28 protein-coding genes are annotated in these 25,055 nt (G+C 64.0%); 12 read left to right on the top strand and 16 right to left on the bottom strand.

Annotation, left to right across the window (positions count from 1 at the left end):
• Positions 1-16: 16 nt before the first annotated feature.
• The 7 genes from EJ071_RS39980 to EJ071_RS03810 all read right to left on the bottom strand — a co-directional run bounded on the left by EJ071_RS39980 (position 17) and on the right by EJ071_RS03810 (position 7,021).
• Positions 17-148, bottom strand: a complete 132-nt coding sequence (locus tag EJ071_RS39980; RefSeq protein WP_281058894.1) for a hypothetical protein — start codon at positions 146-148, stop codon at positions 17-19.
• Positions 149-385: 237 nt separating this feature from the next.
• Complete coding sequence (locus EJ071_RS03835; protein WP_126096888.1) at positions 386-1,180, bottom strand: SDR family oxidoreductase; 795 nt, start codon at positions 1,178-1,180, stop codon at positions 386-388.
• 378 nt (positions 1,181-1,558) lie between these two features.
• A complete protein-coding gene (gene iolG, locus EJ071_RS03830; protein ID WP_126096887.1) occupies positions 1,559-2,551 on the bottom strand; it encodes an inositol 2-dehydrogenase in 993 nt (330 codons plus the stop codon).
• A gap of 80 nt (positions 2,552-2,631) precedes the next feature.
• The gene (locus EJ071_RS03825; RefSeq protein ID WP_126096886.1) at positions 2,632-3,402 is read right to left on the bottom strand and encodes an ATP-binding cassette domain-containing protein; all 771 of its coding nucleotides are present in this window, start codon (positions 3,400-3,402) and stop codon (positions 2,632-2,634) included.
• Positions 3,403-3,404: 2 nt separating this feature from the next.
• On the bottom strand, positions 3,405-4,481 hold the full coding sequence (locus EJ071_RS03820; RefSeq protein WP_126096885.1) for an ABC transporter permease: 1,077 nt from the start codon (positions 4,479-4,481) through the stop codon (positions 3,405-3,407).
• A 195-nt stretch (positions 4,482-4,676) separates the two neighbouring features.
• On the bottom strand, positions 4,677-5,618 hold the full coding sequence (locus EJ071_RS03815; RefSeq protein WP_126096884.1) for a sugar ABC transporter substrate-binding protein: 942 nt from the start codon (positions 5,616-5,618) through the stop codon (positions 4,677-4,679).
• 371 nt (positions 5,619-5,989) lie between these two features.
• Positions 5,990-7,021 carry a LacI family DNA-binding transcriptional regulator gene (locus tag EJ071_RS03810; RefSeq protein ID WP_126096883.1) on the bottom strand — a complete coding sequence of 344 codons (1,032 nt, stop codon included), beginning with the start codon at positions 7,019-7,021 and terminating at the stop codon, positions 5,990-5,992.
• Positions 7,022-7,197: 176 nt separating this feature from the next.
• Between EJ071_RS03810 and EJ071_RS03805 the strand changes: the two genes are divergently transcribed.
• Genes EJ071_RS03805 through EJ071_RS03795 form a run of 3 tightly spaced genes read left to right on the top strand, consistent with a single transcriptional unit; the run spans position 7,198 to position 9,898 of the window.
• Positions 7,198-8,304: a fatty acid desaturase family protein gene (locus tag EJ071_RS03805; protein ID WP_126096882.1), complete on the top strand. Its 1,107-nt coding sequence runs from the start codon at positions 7,198-7,200 to the stop codon at positions 8,302-8,304.
• Positions 8,305-8,348: 44 nt separating this feature from the next.
• Positions 8,349-8,663 (top strand): MocE family 2Fe-2S type ferredoxin, encoded by a 315-nt coding sequence (locus tag EJ071_RS03800; protein ID WP_071100904.1) that lies wholly within the window; start codon positions 8,349-8,351, stop codon positions 8,661-8,663.
• Between the two features lie 5 nt (positions 8,664-8,668).
• On the top strand, positions 8,669-9,898 hold the full coding sequence (locus EJ071_RS03795; protein ID WP_126096881.1) for an FAD-dependent oxidoreductase: 1,230 nt from the start codon (positions 8,669-8,671) through the stop codon (positions 9,896-9,898).
• A gap of 251 nt (positions 9,899-10,149) precedes the next feature.
• On the opposite strand, the gene EJ071_RS03785 is transcribed toward EJ071_RS03795, so the two are convergent.
• The 5 genes from EJ071_RS03785 to hslV all read right to left on the bottom strand — a co-directional run bounded on the left by EJ071_RS03785 (position 10,150) and on the right by hslV (position 14,413).
• A complete protein-coding gene (locus EJ071_RS03785) occupies positions 10,150-11,112 on the bottom strand; it encodes a DUF1402 family protein (protein WP_126096880.1) in 963 nt (320 codons plus the stop codon).
• Between the two features lie 253 nt (positions 11,113-11,365).
• The gene (hslU, locus tag EJ071_RS03780; protein WP_126096879.1) at positions 11,366-12,679 is read right to left on the bottom strand and encodes an ATP-dependent protease ATPase subunit HslU; all 1,314 of its coding nucleotides are present in this window, start codon (positions 12,677-12,679) and stop codon (positions 11,366-11,368) included.
• Positions 12,680-12,681: 2 nt separating this feature from the next.
• Positions 12,682-13,281 carry a DUF2585 domain-containing protein gene (locus tag EJ071_RS03775; RefSeq protein WP_126096878.1) on the bottom strand — a complete coding sequence of 200 codons (600 nt, stop codon included), beginning with the start codon at positions 13,279-13,281 and terminating at the stop codon, positions 12,682-12,684.
• 5 nt (positions 13,282-13,286) lie between these two features.
• Positions 13,287-13,811: a GNAT family N-acetyltransferase gene (locus EJ071_RS03770; RefSeq protein WP_189521411.1), complete on the bottom strand. Its 525-nt coding sequence runs from the start codon at positions 13,809-13,811 to the stop codon at positions 13,287-13,289.
• A 50-nt stretch (positions 13,812-13,861) separates the two neighbouring features.
• Positions 13,862-14,413: an ATP-dependent protease subunit HslV gene (hslV, locus tag EJ071_RS03765; protein WP_126096877.1), complete on the bottom strand. Its 552-nt coding sequence runs from the start codon at positions 14,411-14,413 to the stop codon at positions 13,862-13,864.
• A 209-nt stretch (positions 14,414-14,622) separates the two neighbouring features.
• Here hslV and hisB point away from each other — a divergent pair, with 209 nt between their 5' ends.
• From hisB to coaA, 9 genes are all read left to right on the top strand, one after another.
• Entirely contained in the window at positions 14,623-15,222 is a 600-nt protein-coding gene (gene hisB, locus EJ071_RS03760; protein ID WP_126096876.1) for an imidazoleglycerol-phosphate dehydratase HisB, read from the top strand.
• A gap of 4 nt (positions 15,223-15,226) precedes the next feature.
• Positions 15,227-15,703: a DUF2628 domain-containing protein gene (locus EJ071_RS03755; RefSeq protein ID WP_126096875.1), complete on the top strand. Its 477-nt coding sequence runs from the start codon at positions 15,227-15,229 to the stop codon at positions 15,701-15,703.
• Between the two features lie 2 nt (positions 15,704-15,705).
• Positions 15,706-16,356 carry an imidazole glycerol phosphate synthase subunit HisH gene (gene hisH / locus EJ071_RS03750; RefSeq protein ID WP_126096874.1) on the top strand — a complete coding sequence of 217 codons (651 nt, stop codon included), beginning with the start codon at positions 15,706-15,708 and terminating at the stop codon, positions 16,354-16,356.
• A gap of 1 nt (position 16,357) precedes the next feature.
• Complete coding sequence (locus EJ071_RS03745; protein WP_126096873.1) at positions 16,358-16,648, top strand: DUF1330 domain-containing protein; 291 nt, start codon at positions 16,358-16,360, stop codon at positions 16,646-16,648.
• Positions 16,649-16,650: 2 nt separating this feature from the next.
• Entirely contained in the window at positions 16,651-17,397 is a 747-nt protein-coding gene (gene hisA, locus EJ071_RS03740; RefSeq protein WP_126096872.1) for a 1-(5-phosphoribosyl)-5-[(5-phosphoribosylamino)methylideneamino]imidazole-4-carboxamide isomerase, read from the top strand.
• Positions 17,394-18,233 carry an arginase family protein gene (locus tag EJ071_RS03735; protein WP_126096871.1) on the top strand — a complete coding sequence of 280 codons (840 nt, stop codon included), beginning with the start codon at positions 17,394-17,396 and terminating at the stop codon, positions 18,231-18,233. Before hisA ends, EJ071_RS03735 begins: the two co-directional genes overlap by 4 nt.
• Positions 18,230-19,024 (top strand): imidazole glycerol phosphate synthase subunit HisF, encoded by a 795-nt coding sequence (hisF, locus tag EJ071_RS03730; RefSeq protein ID WP_189521525.1) that lies wholly within the window; start codon positions 18,230-18,232, stop codon positions 19,022-19,024. The genes EJ071_RS03735 and hisF overlap by 4 nt, the downstream gene beginning before the upstream one ends.
• A 71-nt stretch (positions 19,025-19,095) precedes the next feature.
• Complete coding sequence (locus EJ071_RS03725) at positions 19,096-19,419, top strand: phosphoribosyl-ATP diphosphatase (protein WP_126096869.1); 324 nt, start codon at positions 19,096-19,098, stop codon at positions 19,417-19,419.
• 23 nt (positions 19,420-19,442) lie between these two features.
• Positions 19,443-20,402, top strand: coding sequence for a type I pantothenate kinase (coaA, locus tag EJ071_RS03720; protein ID WP_126096868.1), 960 nt, complete (start codon positions 19,443-19,445; stop codon positions 20,400-20,402).
• A 61-nt stretch (positions 20,403-20,463) separates the two neighbouring features.
• On the opposite strand, the gene EJ071_RS03715 is transcribed toward coaA, so the two are convergent.
• The 4 genes from EJ071_RS03715 to EJ071_RS03700 all read right to left on the bottom strand — a co-directional run bounded on the left by EJ071_RS03715 (position 20,464) and on the right by EJ071_RS03700 (position 24,850).
• Positions 20,464-21,612: a phosphatase PAP2 family protein gene (locus EJ071_RS03715; protein WP_126096867.1), complete on the bottom strand. Its 1,149-nt coding sequence runs from the start codon at positions 21,610-21,612 to the stop codon at positions 20,464-20,466.
• A gap of 292 nt (positions 21,613-21,904) precedes the next feature.
• Positions 21,905-22,522 carry an alpha-ketoglutarate-dependent dioxygenase AlkB gene (locus EJ071_RS03710; protein ID WP_126096866.1) on the bottom strand — a complete coding sequence of 206 codons (618 nt, stop codon included), beginning with the start codon at positions 22,520-22,522 and terminating at the stop codon, positions 21,905-21,907.
• Positions 22,523-22,613: 91 nt separating this feature from the next.
• Positions 22,614-23,051: an alternative ribosome rescue aminoacyl-tRNA hydrolase ArfB gene (arfB, locus tag EJ071_RS03705; RefSeq protein WP_126096865.1), complete on the bottom strand. Its 438-nt coding sequence runs from the start codon at positions 23,049-23,051 to the stop codon at positions 22,614-22,616.
• 188 nt (positions 23,052-23,239) lie between these two features.
• Entirely contained in the window at positions 23,240-24,850 is a 1,611-nt protein-coding gene (locus tag EJ071_RS03700; RefSeq protein WP_126096864.1) for a phosphoenolpyruvate carboxykinase, read from the bottom strand.
• Positions 24,851-25,055 lie beyond the last annotated feature (205 nt).

The following is a 25,055-nucleotide window of genomic DNA, read 5'->3' as shown; positions in this document are numbered from 1 at the left end:
TTAGATGCTGCAATCTTCAGATCGAGCGCAATCCTCCCGCCGCCAGCGAGCTGTCGTAGTAAAAGTACCAAAACGAGGCGGTCAGGTGGATCATGCGGCTCATATAGTCGATGCCGGGGCGCTTGTCACGTGCTTGATTGGCAGGCAATTTCGGATGGGGCCGAACCTTCGCGATTTCGTCATCCCAGGGCGAAGCAGCCGCGCAGCGGCGTCGCGAAGACCCTGGGATCCATTCCGTGACCTTGGCCGAAGAGCGCGGCGATGCAGAATTCTGGACCGCAGCAACGCCCTGGAGTCGCGGCCTGGATCCTCGGGGCTGCGCCGCGTCGCTTCGCTCCTTGCTTTCGCCCGTGGATGACGAAGTGACTGGCGTCGCCCCCCTGCGCTACTCCCCGATCACGCCGGCAATGTTCTGGTCGTAGTCGACCAGCGAGCCGGTCATGACGCCGGCCTGCGGGCTCAGCATATAGGTGATCAGCCGGGCAAGCTGCGCCGGTTTCACGAGCTGGCCCATCGGCTGCGCGGCTTCGGCCTTCTCCAGCCAGTCGTCGGGCGCGGCGTGCCATTTCTTCTGCACGATCGCCTCGCCCTCGGTGTCCATCCAGCCGGGCAGCACGGCGTTGCAGCGGATGCGGTTCCGCCGATAGGAGCTGGCGACATTCTTGGTCAGCGTCATCAGCGCGCCCTTGCTGGTCGAATAGGGGGTCAGGAAGGATTGGCCGGCATGCGCCGACATCGACAACACGTTGACGATCGAGCCCGGCGCCTTGCGCTCCAGGAGATGCGCGACAAGGCCCTGCATCAGGAAAAAGGGGCCGCGCACATTGGTGTCGAATATCTGGTCGAAGACCTCCTCGGTGGTTTCGATCAGCGAGCCTCGCGCCGAGGTGGCGGCGGCGTTGACCAGCGCGTTGAGCGTGCCGAAATGGGCGATGGCCGTTGCGATGGCGCGCTTGCAATCGCCGACGTTGGCGACGTCGGCGCTGATGAAGATGGCGTCGACGCCGCCCCTCTTGAGCGCGGCGACCGCTTTGTCGCCCTTCTCCTGCGAGCGGCCGACCAGCGCCAGCGCACGGCAGCCCTCATCAGCCAAGGCCTCGGCGACGGCGAAGCCAATGCCCTGCGCGCCGCCGGTGACGATGGCGCGCGTTTCTGAATTGCGACCGGCCAAACCGCTCATCGCTGTGCTCCTGTGTTTTTGACTACCAATGGATTTTCGAGGTTCATTGAGGTTCCGATCGGTCTCCCGGTGCCTTGCCGCAACGTTGATACCTTGGTCCAAGCGTCCTCAACGTCGTCATCCTAGGGCGAAGCAAGGAGCGTAGCGACGCAGCGCAGACCCTAGGATCCATTCCGTGACCCCGGCTGAAGAACACAGCGGAGCAGAATTCTGCACCGTTGGCACCGTTCCGATGTAACGGAATGGATCCTCGGGTCTGCGCCGCGTCGCTTCGCTCCTTGCTCCGCCCGTGGATGACGACGTGATAAGCGTTCCGGCTAATCGCCAAGCGTTGGAGACAGACAATCCGACCGCCATCGAAATACCTGTCTCATCGGATCAGTCGATGCGAACGGTCTTGCCCGTCTTCGCCGACTTCAGCGCCGCATCGGCCAGCTTCAACGCGACCAGCCCGTCCTTGCCGCTCGGCGAGGCCTTCTTGCCGGCGCTGTTGGCGGCGATGAAGGTCGCGATCTCGTTGGCATAGGCGTCGATGTAGCGGGTCATGAAGAAGTCGTGCAGCGGCGGACGGGTATAGCCCTTGTCGTTGGCAAGCTCGATCGACACCGGGCGCTGGTTCTCGGCCGCGACCATGCCTTTCGAGCCATGCACCTCGATGCGCTGGTCGTAGCCATAGGTGGCGCGGCGCGAGTTGGAGATGACGGCCTGCTTGCCGGAGGCGGTTTCCAGGATGACGCTGACCGAGTCGAAATCGCCGGCATCGCCAATCTTCTTGTCGACCAGCACCGAGGCATGGGCGCTGACCGCCACCGGCTCCTCGCCCAGCAGGAAGCGCGCCATGTCGAAGTCATGGATGGTCATATCGCGAAAGATGCCGCCGGAGCGGGCGATATAGTCGAGCGGCGGCGCGCCGGGATCGCGCGAGGTGATGGTGACCATCTCGACCGCGCCGATGGCGCCGTCGTCGATCGCCTTGCGGACGGCGGCGAAATGCGGATCGAAGCGGCGGTTGAAGCCGACCATCAGCACAGCATTGGCCTTCTCGACCACGGCGAGGCACTGCTCAACGCGCTTGACGTCGAGGTCGATCGGCTTCTCGCAGAAGATCGCCTTTCCGGCCTTGGCGAAACGCTCGATGAGATCGGCATGGGTGTCGGTCGGCGTGCAGATGATGACGGCGTCGATGTCCTTGGCCTGCTCTATTGCCGCGATGGTGCGCACTTCCGCGCCATAGGCGGAGGCGAGCTCCGTCGCCGCCTTCTCGAAGGCGTCGGCCACGGCAACCAGTTTGGCCTGCGGGTTTGAGGCAACGGCGCGGGCATGCACCTTGCCGATACGACCGGCACCGAGAAGAGCGAAGCGGAGTGTCATGGAATGTCCTTCGAGGATGGTTCTAAAACATGTCCGCGCCTCTCGGCGCGGACGATTGGTTGGTCCCGTCGTGACGCCTGTCAGGCGGCCTGGAGTTCGGCCTGTCCGGTCTTGGCGCCGGTGATATAGGCGACGATGTCGTTGCCGTCGGTGTCCTGCTTGCGCAAATTGGCGACGATGCGGCCGCGGCGGAAGACGACGATGCGGTCGACCAGATCGAACACCTGGCGCATGTTGTGGCTGATCAGGATCAGCGGCTCGCCGTTTTCCTTGAGCGTGCGGATGATGTTTTCGACTTGGGCTGTTTCCTGCACGCCGAGGGCCGCCGTCGGCTCATCCATGATGATGAGCTTGGAAGCGAACGTCGCGGTACGGGCGATCGCCACGCACTGACGCTGGCCGCCCGACATGTGGCGGATGGTGCTGGAAAGGTTCGGGATCTTCACTGCCGTGCGGACAAGTGCTGCCTCCGTAGCCTTGCGCATCGCCTTGCGGTCGAGGATCGAGAACGGCCCGAGGTTGAACAGCACCTTCTCGCGGCCGAGGAACAGGTTCGACGGAACGTCGAGATCGTCGGCCAGAGCGAGGTTCTGGAACACCGTCTCGATGCCGGCCTCGCGCGCCTCGATCGGGCCGGCGAAGTTCACTTCATTGCCGTCGAACCAGATCTTGCCGTCGGTGCGCTGCTCGACGCCGGTGATCTGGCGCACGAAGGTCGACTTGCCGGCGCCGTTGTCGCCCATGATGGCGACATGCTCGCCCTTGCGCAGCTCGAAGTTCGCCTCCTGCAGCGCATGCACGCCGCCATAGTGCTTGGTGAGGTTTTCGGTTTTCAGAACGATGTCGGACATGGTCAAGCTCCTATCGCCCGGCGGCGCTGGCGCCATTGATCGAGAACGACTGCGCCGACGATGATCACGCCCTTGACCATCTCCTGGTAGTAGGCGTCGAGGCGCAGGAAGGTGAAGCCGGAGATGATGACGCCGAAGATCAGCGAGCCGATCACGGTGCCGATGATAGACCCGCGGCCGCCCGAGAGCGAGACGCCGCCGATGACCGCCATTGCGATGGCGTCGAGCTCGTACATCACGCCCATGCCGGCCTGGGCGGTGAGGTTTTTCGACGAGAGCACCACCGCGGCGATCGAGGCGAGGATGCCGGCGATCACATAGACCAGCACCTTGTGGTTGGCGATCTTGATGCCCGACATGCGCGCGGCGTCCTCGTTGGAGCCGATGGCGTAACAGTGCTTGCCGTATCGGGTGTAGCTCAAGATGAGCTGGAACAGGATCGCCAGCGAGATGAAGATGACGACCGGCATCAGCCCCTTGCCGATCGCGGCGAAGCTGTCGGTGGGGAACGAGATCGGCTGACCCTTCGACCACCATTTGGCGATGCCGCGCGCCGTGACCATCATACCGAGCGTGGCGATGAAGGGCGGGATGCGCGTGTAAGCGATCAGCGCGCCATTGACGAGACCGGCGACGAGGCCGCAGGCGATGGCGACCAGCAGCGGCACGATCACCGGCAGATCGGTCCAGCCCTGCGCCAGGAACATCGCCTTGGGGTTGGGGTTGCCGTTGACCGTCGCTACCTGCGCGAAGCTCATGGCGATCATCGCCGTTGCGCCCACGATCGACCCCGAGGACAGGTCGATGCCGCCGCTGATGATGACTTGCGTCACGCCGATGGCGATGATGCCGACGATCGACACCTGCAGGATGATGATCTGCAGGCGGGCCTCGTTGAAGATCCCACTGACATTTTCACGGGTGTTGAACAGGAAGCTGTCGCCGAGGAAGACGCGGCCGATCAGCTCGAACGCGCCGACCAGGATGACCAGCGCCAGGAACACGTTGAACTCTGCAGGCCAGGGGCGCTTCTTGGCGTCATAGCTCAGCCCGCCAATGCCATGCGATGTCTGTGACACGTCTTCTTCCTCCGAATGACCGCGCCCGCTCTCCCGCCCGGTGGGGCGGGAGAAAGAAGGGAGCAGCGCCGCTCTATCAGCGGCCGGTTTCAGCCAGTCCGATGCGTCGGAGCGCCGCTCCACTCTTGTTTTGAGCAATTCCGGACGGAAAACCGTTTCACACTTTTCCTGGAATTACTCTTGAGAAGCGCAGCCTCAGTTCTTCTTCAAGAACTTGTCGATGTTCGCCGGTGTGACGAGCTGGAAGGGGATATAGACCTTGTGCTCCACCTTCTCGCCCTTGGCGAGCTTCAGCGCCGCATCGAGCGCGCCGGCGCCCTGGCCGGCCGCGTCCTGGAAGACCGTCACGTCGAGATCGCCAGCCTGCATCGCGGCCAGCGCGTCCTGGGTGGCGTCGACGCCGCCGACCACGACCGACTTCATGTCGATGTTGGCTGCCTTCATCGCCTGGATCGCGCCGATGGCGCTTTCGTCGTTGTTGGCGATGACGCCGTCGAACGCCTTGCCGGACGACAGCCAGTTGGTCATCAGGTTCTGCGCTTCGTCACGCTTCCAGTTCGAGGTCTGCTTGTCGATGATCTTGATGAAATTGCAGTCCGGCGTGGCGATCACTTCGTCGATGTCCTTGGTCCGCTGCACCGCGGCCTGGTTCGACAGCTCGCCCATGATCACATAGACATTGGCTTCCTTCTTGCCGGCTTCCTTGAGCAGGCGGCAGGCTTCCTTGGTCTCGAGCGTGCCGGATTCGGCCTCGTTCGAAGCGACGAAGGCCTGGTTGTCGGGCAATTTATCGACATTGACCGGCTCGCGGTTGACATAGACCAGCGGGATCTTGGCCGCGGCGGCCGCATCCGACATCGCCTGGGTGGCCGAGGTGTCGACCGGGTTGACGATGATGGCGTCGACGCCGGAAGCGGCGAAGTTCTTGATCTGGTCGAGCTGCTTGGCGACGTCGTTCTGCGCGTCCTCGACCTGCAGCTCGACGCCGTCCATGCCCTTGGCCTGCGCGATCATGCCGTTGCGCAGCACGGTCAGGAAGTTGTCGTCGAAAAGAGCCATCGAAACGCCGATCTTGGCGGCGAAGGCGGACGAACTCATCAGCGCCGATAGCGCGACGCCCAAAAGCAGTTTCTTCATTTTAGTTTCTCCTCCACTTGGTGTCCGGCTGCACCGATTGAACCGGAATCCCCGATCTCTCCGGGGAATCTCTCCCTTTGGCCGCTCCGACGGCGTTCTCCTTGCGCAAATGGAACGCCTGGTCCTCTGTTTGAAACAGATGTTCCGGAACGAAAGAACCAAAATGCCCAGTTGGTGAAATATTTATTCCATTTCGCTTGGCGACGTCAAGGGAGATTCGGAATGGACATGCCGGATTTTCATTGCCGGTCAGCCTGCAGCGCCCTCCGTGGCCGGGGGACGGGTGCATTCCGCGGCGAATCTTGGGCCAAATCCCAGCGCGAAAGAATTCCATCAGCCTGATGGATCACATCATTCCGGCGAATGGCGGCTCAGATGTTTTCCGGCAGATAGATGTCGAAGGGCAGGAAAGTCTGGCCGGGCGCATTGGCGGCGCCGCTCTCGATGGCATGCGCCATCAGGCCGACAAGCTCGCGGCAAAGCGCCGCCAGCGGTGTCGAGATCACCATGGTGAGGATGTTGTCGGCAAGGGCTGCGCGCGAGAAGGCGTTGATCTCGTTGCAGATGACCACCGGCATGTTTTCAGGCTTTGCCGCCCTCAGCGCCGCGACCGCGCCTTCCATCCCGCCGCCGGCGACATAGCAGCCGGCCAGGTCCGGATGCCGGGCCAGAAGGTCGAGCATCGCATCATGCGTCACCTGGTTGGCTTCCAGATTGACCAGCGTTTCCATCACGGTGAAGTCCGGCGCGTGCTCGCGGAAATAGGAGCGGAAGCCGATCTCGCGCAATTCATGGCCGTGGAAGCGGTGGCTGCCGACGAAAAGCGCGACCTTGCCCGGCTTCTTCGCCGCCTTGGCGATCATCCAGGCCGCGGTGCGGCCGACCTTGCGGTTGTCGAGGCCGACATAGCCCTCGCGGATGCCGGCGGCGAAGTCGGACAGCAGCGAGAAGACCGGTTGCCCTCTCGCCTTCAGCGCCTCGACCACCGCCGTCAGCGTCGGGTGGTCCGGGCCGACGACGGCGATGGCCCTGGACTTCGCCGCCAGCCTGCGCATCTGGGCGGCGATCTCGTCGGGCGCCAGCGAAGCGGCGAAGTCGATCGTCGCGACGCCACGGATGCGTTGCGATTGCGACACCGCCAGTTCCAGCTCGCGCGCGAAATCGCCGTAGAAGACATCGTTGCCGCGCAGCAGCAGGAAGCCGAGGCGGTATTCCGGCATTTCCTGGCGCATGCGCTGCTTGATCAGCCCGGCGGCGTGATAGCCGATATCGGTCGCCGCCTCGTAGACCCGGCGCGCCGTTTCCTCGCGCACCGGCAGGCGGTTGTTCAGCACCCTGTCGACGGTGGCGACGCTGACGCCGGAAACGCGCGCGAGATCGGTGATTGTCGGCCGCCTTGCCATGAATGCTCCATCGCCTGCTCGACTTGAGAGTAGCTCATCCTGATAGGAAATGATAGAATCTATCTTTGTGACGTTGAGGCTATCATGGCTTGAAGCTATGGTGAAGTCGAAGCCAGCCATGCGCGAACCGGGCACCGCATAGGGCCATTCGCCAAGTGCTGATGGAGGAACTCGAAATGACGGCAATCACGCCTTCGGCGCCGTCCGGACGCGACTACAGCCTGACCGGCCGCGACGCCAGGCGCGCGGTCGAGAACGGGCTTTCGGCGGCCGAGTGGTACCATACCGAGATCCTGCGCAAGCAGATGAAGGAGCTGATGCAGCGCTCCGATCAGCCGGCGATCCGCGACACCATCGTCTGGCTCGGCGCGCTGATCCTCAGCGGCGCGGGCGGCGCCTGGTTCTGGGGCAGCTGGTGGTGCGTGCCGTTCTTCTTCGTCTATGGCACGCTCTACGGCTCCTCGACCGATTCCCGCTGGCACGAATGCGGCCACGGCACCGCCTTCCGCACCCAGTGGATGAACGATGCCGTCTACCAGCTTGCCTGCTTCATGATCATGCGCAATCCGGTGACCTGGCGCTGGAGCCACACGCGCCACCACACCGACACCATCATCGTCGGCCGCGATCCCGAGATCGCCGTCATGCGGCCGCCGGACCTTCTGCGCCTTGTCCTGAACTTCTTCGGCATTCTCGACGCCTGGCACGCGATGACCGACATGGTGCGCAATGCCGCCGGCGTCATCAGCGCCGCGGAAAAGACCTTCATTCCGGAGCAGGAGCAGCCGAAGGCTATCCGCGCCGCCCGCATCTGGCTCGCCATCTACATCGCGACCGTCGCGCTGGCGCTTTATCTGCATTCATGGCTGCCGCTGATGCTCGTCGGCCTGCCCCGCCTCTATGGCGCCTGGCATCACGTCATGACAGGACTGCTGCAGCATGGCGGCCTCGCCGACAACGTCATCGACCACCGCCTGAACAGCCGCACCGTCTACATGAACCCGGTCAGCCGGTTCATCTACTGGAACATGAACTACCATGTGGAGCACCACATGTTCCCGATGGTGCCCTATCACGCGCTGCCGAAGCTGCACGCGCTGATCAAGCACGATCTGCCGGCGCCGACGCCGTCGATCCTGGCCGGCTACCGCGAGATGGTTCCCGCCTTCCTGCGCCAGCTGCGCAACGAGGATTATTTCCTGAAGCGCGAGCTGCCGCCGACGGCGAAACCCTATCGGGAAGAGCTGCACAGCGACAACCCGGCGGCGGCCGCCGCCGAGTGACCGGTTTCGACACAACCGACCATCTATTTTCGCTGGAGGACGACATGAGCGACTGGGTCGAGGCCTGCGCGGCCGGAGACATCGACGAGGAGGACGTGATGCGGTTCGACCATGCCGGCCGCACCTACGCCATCTATCGCAGCCCGGAGGACGAATATTTCGCGACCGACGGCCTGTGCTCGCATGAGAAGGTGCATCTGGCCGACGGGCTGGTGATGGACGACATCATCGAATGCCCGAAGCACAATGGCCGCTTCAACTACAAGACCGGCGACGCGCGCGGCGCGCCGGTCTGCGTCAACCTCAAGACCTATCCGGTCAAGGTCGACGCCGGAAAAGTCCTCATTCAGGTCGGGTGAGCGCCATGCAGGCGGGGATGGTCATCATCGGCGCCGGCGAATGCGGCGGTCGCGCGGCGCTTACGCTGCGCGATCTCGGCTATGAAGGGCCGGTGACGCTGGTCGGCGACGAGCCGCATCTGCCATACGAGCGGCCGCCGCTGTCGAAAGAGGCGATGACCAGCGAGGCGCCGCTGATCAAGGCGATCGCCAGCGACGAACTATTGGCCGAGCGCTCGATCCGCCATATCCATTCCGCCCGCGCCGTCGCGATCGATCGCGCCGCGCATGTCGTGCGCCTGTCCGACGGCTCCTCCCTTGCCTATGACAAGCTGCTGCTTGCGACCGGCTCCGCGCCGCGCAAGCTGCCGATGCCGGGCCTGGGCGGCCGCTGCGTTTATCTCAGAACCTTCAACGACGCGCTCGCCATCCGTGCCCATCTCAGCGCCGGCAACCGTGTCGCCATCATCGGCGGCGGCTTCATCGGCCTCGAGCTCGCCGCCTCGGCGCGCAAGCTCGGCGCCACGGTCACGGTGCTGGAGGCGCAGCCGCGCATCCTGATGCGCGGCGTGCCGGCCGAGATCGCCGAGATCATCCACAAGGCACATGAGACCGAAGGCGTGAAAGTGCTTACCGGCCAGGGTATCGCGGCCATTGCCGACAATGGTGTGGAGGTCCTCGTCACGCTTGCCGACGGCAACGAGGTCGTCGCCGATCTCGCGGTGATCGGCATCGGCGCCGTGCCAGTGACGGCGCTCGCCGCCGAAGCGGGACTGGCGATCGACAACGGCATCGCCGTCGACGGGACGCTGCGCACCGACGATCCGGATATCTTCGCCGCCGGTGACTGCTGCTCGTTTCCGCTTGGCGTTTATGGCGGCCGGCGCGTGCGGCTGGAAGCCTGGCGCAACGCGCAGGAGCAGGGCGCGCTCGCCGCGAAGAACATGCTGGGCGCCAACGAGGCGCACGCCGCCGTGCCGTGGTTCTGGTCGGATCAGTACGGGCTGACCCTCCAGATCGCCGGGCTTTCGGACGAAGGCCGCTCGACGGTGCGGCGCGACCTCGACGACGGCGCCTTCATCCTGTTCCATTTGGCCGACGACGGGCGGCTGGTCGCCGCCAGCGGCATCGGCCCCGGCAATGCGGTGGCGCGCGACATCCGGCTGGCGGAAATGCTGATCGCCAAGCGAGCGAGCCCGGCACCGGAGGCGCTCGGCTCGCAAGCGGTCAAGCTGAAGTCGCTGCTGGCGGCATAGGGAGCGCCCCACGACAGCGCAGTCCGCCAATTGTCGACGTTGGCGCCGCCCCTCATTGCCCTGCCGGGCATTTCTCCCCGTATAGTGACGGGGAGAAAGACGCGGTCATCAACGCTTTCGCCGGTCGCCAACGCTGCAGAAGGAGCCTCGGCGCTGCGGCTAACTCCCTTCTCCCCGTCACTATACGGGGAGAAGGTGCCGGCAGGCGGATGAGGGGCAGCGCCGACGTCCAAAGAAGAGTTGACTCGCCGCTAAAACAGCGCCTTCAGCTCGTCCAGCTTGTCGTTGACCAGCCAGCCGTAATAATTCTCCTCGGGCAGCTTCTCCGGTTCCCCTGCGGCGCGGCGTTTCTCGTTCTCTTCCTTCAGCGCATAGGCGCGCTGCTCGGGATTGCCGACATTGTAGAGCGTGGCGGTCAGGCCCGGATTGTGCGAGATGTCGAAGCCGGCGATGCTGCGGTAGGCGTCGATCGACTTCCTGATGGTCGCGGCGACGTAGGGCAGCGTCAGGTCCGGATCCATGATGGTCTTGTAGACCGAGTTGGGATCTCCGACGTCGAGCTCCGGCAGGCCGGAGACCTTGTGCACGATGTCGCTCATCTGGAGCGCGGTCAGCGGGTTGAGCTGGCCGAGGCCGAAGGTCTGGCCGGCGTAGTAGGGCTGGAAGAAAGTGGCGCCGAAGCGGTCATTGGGAAAGCTCGTCCCGCCGACGGTTTTGCCGCGGAAGGAATGGTTCCACACCTGCTCGCGGCACTCCCAGAGGTCGTAGCTGTCGTCCATGCCGGCGCATTTCTTGAATTCCGGCCGCTGAACGAAATCGCTGACGTCCTCGCCGTCATAGGCAAAGGTGAGCTTGCTGGACAGATACGACATCGCCTTGACGTAATAGGTCTGCAGCCGGTCGTAGGCGTCGACATTGTAGGTGTGCTCGCCGACGATGGCGCCGACGATATGCATCGGATCGATGCCGTAGGCCGCCGCCGTCTTCCTGATCTTGGCGCGCAGCTCGGCATCGTTCTGCAGCAGCGCGTAGACCTTGCGGTACTTGGCCTGGAAGGTGGTGTTGGTGGCCTGGGTGCGCCGGCTGGAGGCGCCGGGAATGTCGGGCTGCACGCCGTTGCGGTTGCCCGGCGGCACCAGCGTCGCCGCGTCGGCTATCGATATTATGGTCAACGCCAAAGCCAGGCCGAGAAAGAGGAGTATAAGCTTCTTCATGCGCCGCCGCCCTGGACCGGCTCAGCTATCGCCGATCCGTTCCAACCACTTATTTTTACACAATTTCGGACGGAAAACCGCTGCACACTTTTCCTGAAATTGCTTGCGAAATCGGCGGCAACCTAGGTAAAGGCGGCAGGAGAGTCGAGAGAAGGCTTTGGCCCGCCATCAAGAATGGTGGCCAGTTGCTTCCATTTGGCCACAGTTTGGATTTCGGGCCGACCTATATGCCGGCCCGAAATGAACTCGCCTGTCAGAGGATGAACCGCGACAGGTCGGTGTTCCGCGACAGGTCGCCGACATGCTTCTCGACATAGGCGGCATCGATGGTGACCGCCGTGCCGTGGCGGTCCGGCGCGTCGTAGGAAATCTCGTCCAGCACCCGCTCCATCACCGTCTGCAGGCGTCTGGCGCCGATGTTCTCGACATTGGCGTTGAGCTCGACGGCGATGCCGGCAAGCGAATCGATGGCGTCGTCGGTGAAGACGAGATCGACGCCTTCGGTCTTCATCAGCGCGATGTACTGCTTGATGAGGCTGGCCTCGGTCTCGGTCAGGATGCGGACGAAATCCTCCTTCTCCAGCGCCCGCAATTCGACGCGGATCGGCAGGCGGCCCTGCAGCTCCGGCAGCAGATCCGACGGCTTGGAGACGTGGAAGGCGCCCGAGGCGATGAACAGGATGTGGTCCGTCTTGATCGGCCCGTATTTGGTCGCGACCGTCGTGCCCTCGACCAGCGGCAGCAGGTCGCGCTGCACGCCTTCACGGGAAACGCCGGCGCCGATGCCGCCTTCGCGCGAGGCGATCTTGTCGATCTCGTCGATGAAGACGATGCCGTCATTCTCGGCCGATTCCAGCGCCCGGCGCACCACCTCGTCCTGGTCGAGCAGCTTGTCGGACTCGTCATTGACCAACAGCGAATAGGAATCGCGCACCGTGGTCTTGCGGGTCTTGGTCTTGCGGCCCCCCATCGCCTTCGAAAGCATGTCGTTGATGTTGAGCACGCCGATATTGGCGCCGGGCATGCCTGGGATCTCGAAGCCTGGCATGCCGCCGGTGCCGGTGTCGGCCACCTCGATCTCGATCTCCTTGTCGTCGAGCTCGCCGTCGCGCAGCCGCTTGCGGAAAGAGTCGCGGGTCGCAGGGCTTGCCGTCTTGCCGACGAGGGCTTCCAGAACGCGCTCCTCGGCGTTGACCTGGGCGCGCGCCTTGACGTCCTCGCGCATCTTCTCGCGCGCCAGGCCGATGGCGACCTCGACCAGATCGCGCACGATCTGCTCGACGTCGCGGCCGACATAGCCGACCTCGGTGAACTTGGTCGCCTCGACCTTGACGAAGGGCGCGCCGGCAAGCCGTGCCAGGCGGCGCGAGATCTCGGTCTTGCCGACGCCGGTCGGGCCGATCATCAGGATGTTCTTCGGCATCACCTCTTCGCGCATCTGGCCTTCCAGCTGCTGGCGGCGCCAGCGGTTGCGCAAGGCGATCGCCACGGCGCGCTTGGCGTCCTTCTGGCCGATGATGAAGCGGTCGAGTTCCGAAACGATTTCGCGGGGGGAGAAGGTGCTCATACTCAAATTCCACTTTGCCACTGTTTGATGGACTCGAACGGATGCAGCAGCATGATCACGTTGAGCGTCAGATTGTCCCGGATGATGTAGCCCGTGCCGAACTCGAAGATGAGGGCCAGGGCAACGATCACCGATATAGGAAGCTTTCGCGCCATCACAAATCCCAGCACCATGAACAACGTGTCGGACACCGAGTTGATGACGCTGTCGCCGTAGTAATTGAGCGAGATGGTGCCGGCGCGGTAGCGGTCAATGATGAAGGGGCTGTTTTCCAGCAACTCCCAGCCGCCTTCGATGAGGACGGCGAAGGCGAGCCTCAGCCCGACCGGCGAGCGCGGAAACAGGAATGTGGCCAGCGCATAGAACAGGAAGCCGTGGATGATGTGCGAGAAGGTGTACCAGTCGGCGATGTGCTGGGAGTTCTCCGAGCTGTTCACCACGCCGTGCCAGAGCTTGACGTAGCCGCAGGTGCAGATCGGCGGATGGCCCATGCCGTAGAGAGCGCCGGCCTGGAAAATGACCAGCGCGAGCACCAGCAGCAGCCCCATCCGCCAGCTGTCTTCATAGGCGGAAAGCGTCTTGTCTTCCCCGGATGCGGTCATTGTCGTCAGTCCCCCTCTTCTGTGTCGGCTTCGGCCGCATCGACGGCCATCAGCACGACGTCCCCATATTCCGATCGCCTGCGCCCGATCGGCCTGAAGCCGGCCTTCTCATAGGCGCGGATGGCGCGGCCATTGTCCGGATGCGGATCGATGATAACGCGCGGCGCGCCTTCTTCGAACAGTTCCTCGACGAACTGGCGGACAATCGCCGAGCCGTGGCCGATGCCGAGCAGTTCCGCCGGGCCGATCGACAGATCGATGCCCAGTGTGCCGAATGGCTGGTCGGCGTAAGGATGGTCGTCCTCGAGATGCGGATCGTAGCTCTGGAGGTAGGCGATCGGCCTGCCGTCGAGCTCGACGATCAGCGGCTCCACCGAAACCGAAGAGATATGCGCGCGGATTTCGGCGAGTTCCTTCCGCGGATCGTCCCACCATTCGGCGACATGCGGCTCGGCCAGCCAGCCGGCGATCGTCGGCAAGTCCTTCTCGGTGACCGGCCGAAAATCGTAGCTATGGTCTTGTTTGACCATGATCTTTTCCAAAAACCGGTTCCCACTTTTTGGGATCATGGTCGGCCGCCTCAGGCGGCATCGAGCGTTTCGACGACGAAGCTGCTGTTGGTGTAGACGCAGATGTCGGCCGCGATCTGCATCGCCTTGCGGGCGATCTCCTCGGCGTCCTTGTCGGTGTCCATCAGCGCGCGGGCCGCGGCCAGCGCGTAATTGCCGCCGGAGCCGATGGCCATGACGCCATGTTCGGGCTCGAGCACGTCGCCGGTGCCGGTCAGCGCCAGCGAGACCGACTTGTCGGCAACCAGCATCATCGCTTCCAGCCGGCGCAGATAGCGGTCGGTGCGCCAGTCCTTGGCGAGCTCGACGCAGGCGCGCGTCAGCTGGTCGGGATATTGTTCGAGCTTGCCTTCGAGCCGCTCCAGCAGGGTGAAGGCGTCGGCGGTGGCGCCGGCGAAACCGGCAATGACGCTGCCGCCCTTGCCGATGCGGCGCACCTTGCGGGCGTTGCCCTTCATGATGGTCTGGCCAAGGCTGACCTGGCCGTCGCCGGCGATCACGACCTTGTTGCCCTTGCGCACGCTGATGATGGTCGTGGCGTGCATGGTCAGTTCATTCGACATTCCCAGCTCCGATTCGCGCCATCCCTTCTCAAAGGCGATTGGCGCGGTACGAGTGACGTTTGATTGCCATATGTATGCATGGGGCGAGTGATTGCAAACCGCCCTTCGGCAAGGCCGATACCGTCCGGAATGGCAACTGGCAATCGCCGGATCATGCTGATAGAAGGCTCTCGTTTTCAAGCCCATGACCTCTGGATAAGGACAGAGCGATGCCGTCGCGTTCCGCCGAAGTGAGCCGCAAGACTAGGGAAACCGAGATTTCCGTTTCGGTCCATGTCGACGGCAAGGGCAAATCCGACATCACGACAGGCGTCGGCTTCTTCGACCATATGCTCGACCAGCTGTCGCGCCATTCGCTGATCGACATGACGGTCAAGGCCAAGGGCGATCTGCACATCGACGACCACCACACGGTCGAGGACACCGGCATCGCGATCGGCCAGGCGCTGAGCAAGGCTTTGGGCGAGCGGCGCGGCATCATGCGCTACGCCTCGATCGACCTTGCCATGGACGAGACGCTGACCCGAGCGGCGATCGACGTTTCCGGCCGGCCGTTCCTGGTCTGGAACGTCGCCTTCTCGTCGCCCAAGATCGGCACCTTCGACACCGAGCTGGTGCGAGAGTTCTTCCAGGCGCTGGCGCAGAATGCCGGCATCACGCTGCATGTGACCAACCATTACGGCGCCAACAACCACCATATCGCCGAAACCTGCTTCAAGGCGGTGGCGAGGGCGCTGCGCGCCGCGCTGGAGCCCGACCCGCGCCAGCCCGATGCGGTGCCGTCCACCAAGGGATCCCTGAAAGGATAGCCCTATGGCCATCTATGTCGTGATGGAGCCGCCGGCGGGCAGCAACAAGGCCGAGGAAGCGGCCCTGGTCCGCGACGGCTTCACCTGGCTCGGTTTCCTGTTCTCGCCGATCTGGCTCGCCTGGCACAGGTTGTGGATCGAGGCCTTGCTTACCTTCGCCGTCATGGCGATCCTGTCGGTGCTCGGCGAAAAGCTCGGCCTTGAATGGGCCGGATCGGCCCTGTCGCTGCTGGTGTCGCTCTATGTCGGGCTCGAGGGGCAGGGCCTGCGGATATCGGCGCTGCGCCGCCGCGGCTGGCGTGAATGGGGCGTGGTCGAGGCCGGCAATCTTGGCGGCGCCGAGGCGCGCTACGTGCTGGAAGTCGGTGAACAGGAGGAAGAGCCGACATCGATGCCGCGCATCGTTCCCGATACGAGCCTGGCGCGCCCCGCCCAGACGGGCATGGCGCTTGGGCTGACCCATACGCCGGGAAGGCCCTGAATATGCGGGTAGCAATCATCGACTACGGCTCGGGCAATCTGCGCTCGGCCACCAAGGCTTTCGAGCGCGCCGCGCATGAGGCCGGGATTGCCGCGACCATCGACCTGACGGCCGACGCCGAACGGGTTCGCAGCGCCGACCGCATCGTCTTGCCGGGCGTCGGCGCCTATGCCGACTGCGCCGCCGGCCTGCATGCCGTTGCCGGCATGTGGGAAGCGGTGGACGAGGTGGCTCTTCGCAAAGGACGGCCCTTCCTCGGCATCTGCGTCGGCATGCAGCTGATGTCGGAACGCGGCCTCGAGAAGACGATCACCAAGGGCTTCGGCTGGATTTCCGGCGACGTCAAGGAAATCACACCGACGGATCCGGCGCTGAAGATCCCGCAGATCGGCTGGAACACGATCGAGCTTCAACGCAAGCATCCGCTGTTTTCGGGCATCGAGACCGGTCCAAAGGGCCTGCACGCCTATTTCGTCCATTCCTATCATCTGGAGGCGAGGAATCCTGGCGAGGTGCTGGCGACTGCCGACTATGGCGGCTCGGTGACGGCGGCCGTGGCCCGCGACAACCTCGCCGGCACGCAGTTCCATCCCGAAAAGAGCCAGGCGCTCGGCCTGGCGCTGATCGCCAATTTCCTGAGATGGAGGCCGTAGCATGAGCAAGAAGGGCTATTGGATCGCCATGATCGATGTCCGCGACCCGGGGGCCTACAAGAACTACATCGAGGCCAACGCAAAAGCCTTCACCAAATATGGCGCCAAGTTCCCGGTCCGGGCCGGACGCTATACCAGTCCGGAAGGGCCGACGGGGAACCGCCATGTGGTGGTGGAGTTTTCATCCTACGAAACGGCGCTCGCCTGCTATGAGTCGCCGGAATATCAGGAAGCCTTGAAATTCCGGCTGGCGGCGTCGACCGGCCATTTCGTGATCGTCGAGGGCGCCTGACCGTGGTTCTCTTTCCCGCCATCGACCTCAAGGACGGCAAATGCGTGCGCCTGAAGCATGGCGACATGGCCACTGCCACCGTCTACAACGATGACCCGGCAGCCCAGGCGAGAGCCTTCGAGGAGCAGGGCTTCGAATGGCTGCACGTCGTCGACCTCAACGGCGCCTTCAAGGGCCAGAGCGTCAATTCCGCGGCGGTCGGCGCCATCCTCAAGGCGACGAAGAACCCGGTGCAGCTCGGCGGCGGCATCCGCACGTTGGCGCAGATCGAGGACTGGCTGAACCGCGGCCTGGCGCGCGTCATCCTGGGCACCGTGGCGGTGCGCGAGCCCGAGCTGGTGAAGGAAGCCTGCAGGGCCTTCCCGGGCAAGATCGCGGTCGGCATCGACGCCAAGGGCGGCAAGGTCGCCGTCGAAGGCTGGGCGGAAGCCTCGGAACTCGGCGTCATCGAGCTGGCGAAGAAGTTCGAGGGCGCAGGCGTCGCCGCCGTCATCTACACCGATATCGACCGCGACGGCGTGCTCTCCGGCATCAACTGGGACGCCACCATCGACCTCGCCGAGGCGGTGTCGATCCCGGTGATCGCCTCCGGCGGACTCGCCTCGATCGCCGACATCGTGCGCATGACCATGCCCGATGCCAGGAGGCTCGAAGGCGCGATCTCCGGCCGCGCGCTCTATGACGGGCGCATCGACCCGGCGGAAGCACTGGCGATCCTGCGCGGCGAAGGGGCGGAGGCAAGAACGTGAACATTTCGATCATCCTGGCGTCCTATGACAGCGGCCACTATCACGGCGGCTGCGGCCAGGGCCCCGACGCGCTCATCGCCGGCGGGCTGGCCGAGGCGTTGAAGCTTGCCGGCCACGACGTCGCCGTGCATGACATCGGCAAGGTGAGCGAGGACGAGCAGGAACGTGAGATCGCAACCGGATTTGCCGTCTGCAACGCCGTTTCGGGCGAGGTTCGCATCGCGCTGGACAATGGGCGCTTCCCCATCGTTCTGGCCGGCAACTGCCTGACCAGCGCGGGCGCGGTGGCCGGCGAAGGCGCGGACGCCATTATTTGGGCCGACCAGCACGGCGACCTCAACACACCCGATACTTCCACCTCCGGCTTTCTCGACGGCATGGCGCTGGCGACGGTGCTCGGCCTGTGCTGGCGGCGGATGGCGGCACAGATTCCGGGGTTCAAGCCGATCGATCCGACCCGTTGCGTGCTGGTCAACGCGCGCGACCTCGACCCGGCAGAGCAGGAATTGCTGGAGACGCTGCCGATCATCCGCACCGAGTGCCCGGACTGGGCAGGCGCCGCGGAGAAGCTGAAAGCCGCCGGCGCCGAACGGGTCCACATGCATATCGACCTCGACATCCATGATCCCGAGGAGCTGCAGGCCAATCGCTACACCACTCCCGGCGGTCCGGCGCCCGACGAGGTGCGGACGGCAATGTGCGGCCTTGCCGGGCCGCTGACCATCGCCGGGCTCACCATTTCCGCCTACGATCCGGCCTTCGACCCGAAAGGCGACGTGCCGCCGCTGGTCGGCGAGCTGGTGGTCGACCTGCTGTCGACCATGGAGGGGCGCTGATGCTGAAGGCCCGCGTCATTCCCTGCCTCGACGTCAAGAACGGCCGTGTCGTCAAGGGCGTCAATTTCGTCGACCTGGTCGATGCCGGCGATCCGGTCGAGGCCGCCAAGGCCTATGACGCGGCGGGCGCCGACGAGCTCTGTTTCCTCGACATCACCGCCTCGTCCGACAACCGCGAGACGATCTTCGACGTCGTCGCCCGCACCGCCGAACAATGCTTCATGCCGCTCACCGTCGGCGGCGGTGTGCGCCAGGTGGCCGACATCCGCAAGCTGCTTCTGGCCGGCGCCGACAAGGTGTCGATCAACACGGCGGCGGTGAAGAACCCGGATTTCGTCACTGAGGCCGCCGACAAATTCGGCAACCAGTGCATTGTCGTCGCCATCGACGCCAAGAAGGTGTCGGCCGCCGGCGAGGCCGACCGCTGGGAGATCTTCACCCATGGCGGGCGCGAGAAGACCGGCATCGACGCGGTCGAATTCGCCAGGCGGATGGTCGATCGCGGCGCCGGCGAGATCCTGCTGACCTCGATGGACCGCGACGGCACCAAGGCCGGCTACGACATCGCGCTGACCCGCGCCGTCGCCGACGCCGTGCGCGTGCCGGTGATAGCTTCCGGCGGCGTCGGCACGCTCGATCACATGGTCGAGGGCATTCGCGACGGCCATGCCGGTGCGGTGCTTGCCGCCTCGATCTTCCATTTCGGCACCTACTCCATCGCCGAGGCCAAGGCGCATATGGCCAGAGCCGGCCTGCCGATGCGGCTGGACTCGGCCGTCCATCGGGCTTAAAGCATGATCCCGCAAAGTGGGAACCGGTTTTCGGAAAAGATCATGCTTAAACAAGCAGATAGATGACTGCTATGGCTCAATTTTCGCTCGCCGAGCTGGAAACGATCATCCATCAGCGCGCCCATTCCGGCGACCCTGAGTCGTGGACGGCGAAGCTGTTCGCCAAGGGCATGGACAAGGCTGCGCAGAAGCTCGGCGAGGAAGCGGTCGAGACCGTGATCGCCGCCATTCGCGGCGATCGGCAGGCCCTCGTTTCGGAAAGCGCCGATCTTCTATATCATTGGCTGGTCGTCCTCGGCATCGCCGGCATTCCTGTGGACGACGTGCTGAAGGAGCTCGAGGGCCGCACCGGCCGCTCGGGCATCGCCGAAAAGGCGTCCCGGTCCCGGGACTGACGGCGAGGAGGGCAGGAGACTCGATGGACCAGCTTGCTCCGACCGAGAAATACTCCCCCTTTCGTTTCTTCTCCGCCGAGCAATGGTCGCAATTCCGCGCCGACACGCCGCTCACGCTGACCGAAGACGAGATCGACCGGCTGCGCTCGCTCAACGACCCGGTCGACCTCGAAGAGGTCAAGCGCATCTACCTGTCGCTTTCCCGGCTGCTCTCCGCCCATGTCGAGGCAAGCCAGCTCCTGTTCCGGCAGCGCCAGGCCTTCTTCAACGCGCAGGACGTGGTCAAGACGCCCTTCATAATCGGCATCGCCGGCTCGGTCGCGGTCGGCAAATCGACCACGGCCCGCGTGCTCAAGGAATTGCTGGCGCGCTGGCCGTCGAGCCCCAAGGTCGATCTCATCACCACGGACGGCTTCCTGCTGTCCAACGAGATCCTGCGCCGCAACAATCTGATGGAGCGCAAGGGCTTTCCCGAAAGCTACGACGTCGGCGCGCTTCTCCGCTTCCTGTCCGGCATCAAGTCGGCCCAACGTGACGTGCGGGCACCGGTCTACTCGCACCTGACCTACGACGTCATTCCCGGCGAGTTCCAGACCATCGACAGGCCGGACATACTGATCTTCGAAGGCATCAACGTTTTGCAGCCGGGCAAATTGCCGAAGGACGGCAAGATCGTGCCGTTCCTGTCGGACTTCTTCGATTTCGCCATCTATATCGATGCCGACGAGAAGCTGATCCACCAGTGGTATATCCAGCGCTTCATGCGCCTGCGCGAGACCGCCTTCCGCAATCCGGACTCCTTCTTCCACCGCTATTCGCAGCTTTCGGAGGACGCCGCGCGCGCCATCGCCGAGGGCCTGTGGAGCAACATCAACCTGAAGAACCTGCGCGAGAATATCCTGCCGACCAGGGCGCGCGCCGACCTTATCCTGCGCAAGGGCGCCAATCACCTGGTCGAGGAAGTGGCGCTGCGGAAGCTTTGACCATCCCGCCGTCGGTCGACCGAGGCAATTCCGGAAAATTGCGTGGCTCCCGTCCCGAGGTTCACGAGATCGCGAGGGCCGCCTCGGGGCGAACAGCGGGTTGCGTGCGCGGCGCCGGCAACCGGCGATCCGCCGGGACCAGCTTGCGAGCCACGACATAGATCAGCAGCGTCACGGAAGCGGCAACATAGCCGTCGATCGCATAGTGCCAGGCCAGATAGACCGAACTGGCCGCGACAAAGGCCGCATAGAGGAACGCCAGCGCGCCGAGATAGCGGTTGTACTCGCGCAGGAACAGCGCATTAAGCGTCACCAAAGCGACATGGACGCTGGGAAATGCCGAAATGCCCGAAGCAAAACCCGTCCGCCCGGCTTCGTTCAGCGACCACAGATAGTTCTGATTGGAAACAGCGGAGTTGGGCGCTCCAAGCCCTTTGGCCAGGAAGGCCAGCTGTTCGCCAAACCGCGCGGTGTCTTCCGTCACGAGGCCGTAAAATGCCGGGCCAGCCGACAGGAACAGTGCGGCCAGCACGTTTCCGACAACAATCCAGACCGCCATGAAGCAGGCCAGATAGCGCGTCCGAATTGATGCCGCCTTGGGCGATGTCGCGACAAAGAACAGGATGGTGAAATTGAGCAGGAACCACAAGGCGTTGTAGTTCCACTCTACCAGGACGCGCACCGAGTCATTTTTGGCCACCGCGTAGAGCCAGCGCCACGGATCAACTCCAAAATGCAGGAAGTTATCGATGTCGGCCTGCACGACATCGAACCGAAAACCGCCCTGCCAGACAGGCATGGCGTTTTTTACCGACGTGAACGTGCCCTGGAAGATCATCAGCGCCACGAGAAGGCATAGTCCGGACAGGAAATATGCCAACCGGCTGTTGGAAAACGTGGCTTTCACGACGAGAGGGCGCCGGGAGTCGAAACGGTACAAGATGAGGATCGCGTCAAAAATGACGACGAATATGGGGAACACCAGACAGTTCAGCTTTATCCAGTCCGCAAAATATATCGAGTACGCGCTGCGGTCATCCGCGCCGACGGCATGAAGAAAAACCAGCCCGGCCAAGGTGTAGGCGGCAATTGTGAGGTAAAGGCCCGAATCCCTGCGGACAAGCTGCGCCGCTGCGCCGACGATCGCCCCGGCGCGATTGAAAACTGATCGCGTTATAACCATTGCCCAAGCCCTGATACCGGAGTGCATCAAGCGATTTCGCTCTGGCTGGAATCGCTTTTTCGGCCCCGAGTCCTTGCTTTCCCTGCGGTTGCAGGCGAGCCGCCGCCGCGCGGTTCCCCCGACATTGCTCTGGTCTATGGGAGAAATCTGTAGATTCGGTTAGCTGCGGCGAAGCCGGCGCGGTCGGATCGATTTAATGCATATCGCCCAGAAGTGTGCAGCGGTTCTGGGACAACGACATGCATCAAAACAAAGGCTTGAAGCGCGTCGCCTGAATCCGTTTCAGCGCGACGCGCTTTTAACGCTCCGGCCATTGCCGTCAGCCGGGCACCGTCACCCGCCGCAGAGTCAGATTGATACGGCCGCCATTTTTCAACAGCGCCGATGTCGCGGGGTAGATGCGGTCGACGCCGTGGAATGAGAGGCGCCCCTCGCCGCCGAGCACGACGACATCGCCGCTCCTCAGCCTGAACGACTTCGTGCCGCCTTCGCGCGTGGTCTGGCTGACCCGGAACAGGCAGTCGTCGCCCAGCGACACCGAGACGACGGGCGCGGCGAAATCCTGCTCGTCGCGGTCCTGGTGCAAGCCCATCTTGGCGTCCGCCGAATAGAAATTGACGAGGCAGGCCTCAGGCGGATGCGCATAGGCCGAGACCTCGCGCCACACTTTTAGCAAGGCTTCGGGGATCGGCGGCCACGGCTGCCCCGTCACCGGGTGCGTTGGCTGGTAGCGATAGCCGCGCTCGCGGTCCGTCACCCAGCCGAGCGCGCCGCAATTGGTCATGCGCACGCTCATCTCCTTGCCGGTGCGCGGCATGGCCGGCACATAGAGCGGCGCCGCCTGCACGACGCGCCGGATCTCCTCGACTAGCGCTTCCTGCGCCGGGCGCGGCAGATAGCCCGGCATATGGCGAACGCCCTTGGGCAGAACCAGCATGGGTACCGATCCGATCAATGGGCCCGAGCATGCCACCGATGGGACTGCTCCGCGACCCGAAAGCGACCGCTCGTGTTCCGAGATGCTGTTCTCAGTCGCTATCGACCCGGCCGCGCAGCTTCTTCACCGTCGAGCGCCCGGCCTTGGTCTTGAGGCGCCGCTCGACGGCGCCCTTCGAAGGCCTCGTCTTCTTGCGCGGCGGCGGCGGTGGCTCGGCCGCCTTGGCGACCAGCGCCGTCAGCCGCGCCCGCGCGTCGGCGCGGTTCTGCTCCTGGGTGCGGAAGCGCCCGGCTTCGATGACGATGACGCCGTCCTTGGTGGCACGCTGGCCGGCAAGCCTGATGGCGCGCTCGCGCACGCGGTCGGACAATCCGGAAGCATTCGCCGCGTCGAAGCGCAGCTGCACGGCCGTCGCCACCTTGTTGACGTTCTGGCCGCCGGGACCCGAGGAGCGGATGAAATCCTCATGCAGGTCACCCGGATGGATGACCGCGTCATTGGCGATGATGATCCTGTCGTCGGCGCTCATGCGCGCAGTCATGACGCGGCGGCGGCAAAAAGAAAAGGCCCGGCGCAAGCCGGGCCCCGGAGGAGCGATGCTTGAGACGGCGACTAACAGCCGTCGCGACGAAAATGGATTCGGGCGCCGCGCTTAAAGTCTTTGTCTCGATGCATGTCGTTCGCCCAAAACCGCTGCTCACCTTTGGGCGACATACACTATTCGGCCGCCTCCTGCAGATGCGGCGCAGCGCCCAAGATGGCTGCGTCGACATGCTTTTCGAATTTCTCGAAATTAACCGCGAACATGCCAACCAGCTTCGCAGCCTGCCGGTCATAGGCGGCCTTATCGGCCCAGGTCGAGCGCGGATCGAGGATGGCGCCGTCGACGCCCGGAACCGCCACCGGCACCTCGAAGCCGAAATTGGCGTCGGTGCGGAATTCGGCGGCATTGAGCGAGCCGTCCAGCGCGGCGCCCAGCAGGGCGCGCGTCACCTTGATCGGCATGCGGCGGCCGGTGCCGTAGGCGCCGCCGGTCCAGCCGGTATTGACCAGCCAGCAATCGACGCCGTGGCCGGCGATCAGCTCGCGCAGCAGCTTGCCGTATTCGGATGGATGCCGCGGCATGAAGGGCGCGCCGAAGCAGGTCGAGAACGTCGCCTCGGGCTCGGTGACGCCCTTCTCCGTCCCGGCGACTTTGGCGGTATAGCCGGAGAGGAAATGATACATCGCCTGCGCCGGCGTCAGCCTGGCGATCGGCGGCATGACGCCGAAGGCGTCAGCGGTCAGCATGATGATGTTCTTGGGATGGCCGGCGCGGCCGGTCCGCGAGGCATTGGGGATGTAATCCAGCGGATAGGCGCAGCGCGTGTTTTCGGTGAGGCTGCCGTCGTCGAAATCCGGCACGCGGCCGGCGTTGAGCACGACATTCTCCAGCACCGTGCCGAAGCGCTGCGTGGTGGCGAAGATCTCCGGCTCCGCCTCGGCCGAGAGCCTGATGGTCTTGGCGTAGCAGCCGCCTTCGAAGTTGAAGACGCCTTGCGGACCCCAGCCGTGCTCGTCGTCGCCGATCAGCGTGCGCGATGGGTCGGCGGAAAGCGTCGTCTTGCCGGTGCCGGACAGGCCGAAGAAGACGGCCGCGTCGCCGGCGGGCCCTTCATTGGCCGAGCAATGCATCGGCATCACGCCCTTTTCCGGTAACAGGTAGTTCAGCATGGTGAACACCGACTTCTTCATCTCGCCGGCATAGGACGTGCCGCCGATCAGCACGATCTTGCGGGTGAGGTCGACCGCGATCACCGTTTCGGTGCGGGTGCCGTGGCGGGCCGGGTCGGCGCGGAAGGACGGCAGATCGATGATCGTCATCTCCGGCACGAAGCGCTCGAGCTCGGCCGCCTGCGGACGGATCAGGAGATTGCGGATGAACAGCGAATGCCAGGCGAATTCGGTGACGACCCGAACCGGCAACCGGAGCTCGGCATCGGCGCCGCCGACGAGGTCCTGCACATAGAGGTCCCTGGCCGTCGCATGGGCGCGGAAATCGGCATAGAGCGCCTCGAACTCGGCCGGCGAGATCGCCTTGTTGTTGTCCCACCAGACATGCGGGCCGGTGTTGTCGTCGCGCACGATGAACTTGTCCCTCGGCGAGCGGCCGGTGTGCTGGCCGGTCTCGGCAACCAGCGCGCCCTGCGCCGTCAATTTCGCCTCGCCGCGGCGGATCGCGTCCTCATAGAGTTCGGCGGCGCCGAAATTGTAACGCACCGCGCCCGTGGTCTTCAGACCGATGGCGTCAATGGCGCAGTCCGGGTTGCGTTTGCCGGCTTCCGACATCAAATTTCCTCTCTGGATTTGGCCGCATTCGACCGGTGGGTTCCGGAGCCCGCAATCGGGCTGGTACGGTTCAGAACCAGAAAAGCCAAATGATATCAAATCATTAATCGATTTAAAAAATTTGAAAGTTGTTTAAATCGTTTATATGTGCAAAAAGTCACAGAGGTTGCCCAAAGGATTGGCAGGCTTCGTTCGTCCAATCCCG

Source organism: Mesorhizobium sp. M1B.F.Ca.ET.045.04.1.1 (assembly GCF_003952465.1).
GTDB classification, from domain to species: Bacteria; Pseudomonadota; Alphaproteobacteria; order Rhizobiales; family Rhizobiaceae; genus Mesorhizobium; species Mesorhizobium shonense.
The sequence above is the reverse complement of the archived record's forward strand: the minus strand, read 5'-3'. Positions and strand labels throughout refer to the sequence as shown.

Coding starts and splice junctions, on each gene's coding strand:
- iolG (WP_126096887.1), bottom strand. CDS start 2,551: ATGACACTCCGCTTCGCTCTTCTCGGTGCCGGTCGTATCGGCAAGGTG.
- hisB (WP_126096876.1), top strand. CDS start 14,623: ATGCCGTCGCGTTCCGCCGAAGTGAGCCGCAAGACTAGGGAAACCGAG.
- EJ071_RS03810 (WP_126096883.1), bottom strand. CDS start 7,021: ATGGCAAGGCGGCCGACAATCACCGATCTCGCGCGCGTTTCCGGCGTC.
- hslV (WP_126096877.1), bottom strand. CDS start 14,413: ATGTCGAATGAACTGACCATGCACGCCACGACCATCATCAGCGTGCGC.
- EJ071_RS03770 (WP_189521411.1), bottom strand. CDS start 13,811: ATGGTCAAACAAGACCATAGCTACGATTTTCGGCCGGTCACCGAGAAG.
- EJ071_RS03800 (WP_071100904.1), top strand. CDS start 8,349: ATGAGCGACTGGGTCGAGGCCTGCGCGGCCGGAGACATCGACGAGGAG.
- EJ071_RS03835 (WP_126096888.1), bottom strand. CDS start 1,180: ATGAGCGGTTTGGCCGGTCGCAATTCAGAAACGCGCGCCATCGTCACC.
- EJ071_RS03815 (WP_126096884.1), bottom strand. CDS start 5,618: ATGAAGAAACTGCTTTTGGGCGTCGCGCTATCGGCGCTGATGAGTTCG.
- EJ071_RS03745 (WP_126096873.1), top strand. CDS start 16,358: ATGAGCAAGAAGGGCTATTGGATCGCCATGATCGATGTCCGCGACCCG.
- EJ071_RS03700 (WP_126096864.1), bottom strand. CDS start 24,850: ATGTCGGAAGCCGGCAAACGCAACCCGGACTGCGCCATTGACGCCATC.
- EJ071_RS03805 (WP_126096882.1), top strand. CDS start 7,198: ATGACGGCAATCACGCCTTCGGCGCCGTCCGGACGCGACTACAGCCTG.
- EJ071_RS03795 (WP_126096881.1), top strand. CDS start 8,669: ATGCAGGCGGGGATGGTCATCATCGGCGCCGGCGAATGCGGCGGTCGC.
- EJ071_RS03785 (WP_126096880.1), bottom strand. CDS start 11,112: ATGAAGAAGCTTATACTCCTCTTTCTCGGCCTGGCTTTGGCGTTGACC.
- hisH (WP_126096874.1), top strand. CDS start 15,706: ATGCGGGTAGCAATCATCGACTACGGCTCGGGCAATCTGCGCTCGGCC.
- EJ071_RS03710 (WP_126096866.1), bottom strand. CDS start 22,522: ATGCTGGTTCTGCCCAAGGGCGTTCGCCATATGCCGGGCTATCTGCCG.
- coaA (WP_126096868.1), top strand. CDS start 19,443: ATGGACCAGCTTGCTCCGACCGAGAAATACTCCCCCTTTCGTTTCTTC.
- EJ071_RS03715 (WP_126096867.1), bottom strand. CDS start 21,612: ATGCACTCCGGTATCAGGGCTTGGGCAATGGTTATAACGCGATCAGTT.
- EJ071_RS03775 (WP_126096878.1), bottom strand. CDS start 13,281: ATGACCGCATCCGGGGAAGACAAGACGCTTTCCGCCTATGAAGACAGC.
- EJ071_RS03755 (WP_126096875.1), top strand. CDS start 15,227: ATGGCCATCTATGTCGTGATGGAGCCGCCGGCGGGCAGCAACAAGGCC.
- hslU (WP_126096879.1), bottom strand. CDS start 12,679: ATGAGCACCTTCTCCCCCCGCGAAATCGTTTCGGAACTCGACCGCTTC.
- EJ071_RS03825 (WP_126096886.1), bottom strand. CDS start 3,402: ATGTCCGACATCGTTCTGAAAACCGAAAACCTCACCAAGCACTATGGC.
- EJ071_RS03725 (WP_126096869.1), top strand. CDS start 19,096: ATGGCTCAATTTTCGCTCGCCGAGCTGGAAACGATCATCCATCAGCGC.
- arfB (WP_126096865.1), bottom strand. CDS start 23,051: ATGAGCGCCGACGACAGGATCATCATCGCCAATGACGCGGTCATCCAT.